The sequence below is a fragment of the Flagellimonas sp. S3867 genome, from assembly GCF_014698935.1.
Classification (GTDB): domain Bacteria; phylum Bacteroidota; class Bacteroidia; order Flavobacteriales; family Flavobacteriaceae; genus Flagellimonas.
The window spans coordinates 1-661 of the sequence record NZ_JACVMN010000013.1; the positions used below are offsets into that span (position 1 = coordinate 1).

At 32.7% G+C, this 661-nt stretch carries 2 protein-coding genes; both read left to right on the forward strand.

The genetic code is table 11. The features are described from left to right. On the forward strand, positions 1-194 hold a 194-nt coding region (locus tag IAG46_RS17560; protein ID WP_223826757.1), incomplete at its 5' end, for a hypothetical protein. Between the two features lie 156 nt (positions 195-350). Continuing rightward, positions 351-661 (forward strand): serine hydrolase (locus tag IAG46_RS17565; protein WP_190811699.1); only part of this gene is annotated, 311 nt, incomplete at its 3' end.

The window sequence follows — 661 nt, forward strand, 5'->3', positions numbered from 1 at the left end:
ATGACTGGGGAACTATACCTGAAAACTTGATTTTGTGGGGAATGTTAGCCAATTTTTTCGCAATTCTTGAACATATAAACTATTATAACCGTCAGTTAATGATTGACAATTCAGCTGATTTAGAATACTTAAAGCGGAATAAAAAATTAAAAATTGCAAGTTTAGCTAAAGACTTAAAAGAGAGTGAACTATAGAGCCAATACCTAACATATGATGGCTATAACTAATTGAGGTTGTGGCACACCAAAATAATAGCCGAGACCGTTACTAAAGTTCAACCAAAGGATTGCATAATCATATTATTCGGAATACCTTTTGTATACGTGCCATTTTAAAACAAACTAATTTAAATGAACAAACTACTCTTTGGGATTTTATTAACAGCAATTGTAATCAGTTGTAAAGACAATAAAAAAGAAAGAAAGTATGGAAATACTCCAGACAAAATTTCAAAAATTGTTGAAGAAAATGCCATCAGCCTTCTAAAGGATGGGCGATTTCATTCTGTTTCCATTGCCGTAGTAAAAGATGGAATTGAATTATCAAAACATTACGGAGAACTTGAAATTGGAAAGAAAAACCAGCCTAACGACTCTACAATATATGAAATCGCCTCAGTAACAAAAACATTTTTAGGCACCGTAGCCGCAAAAGCTGTTCT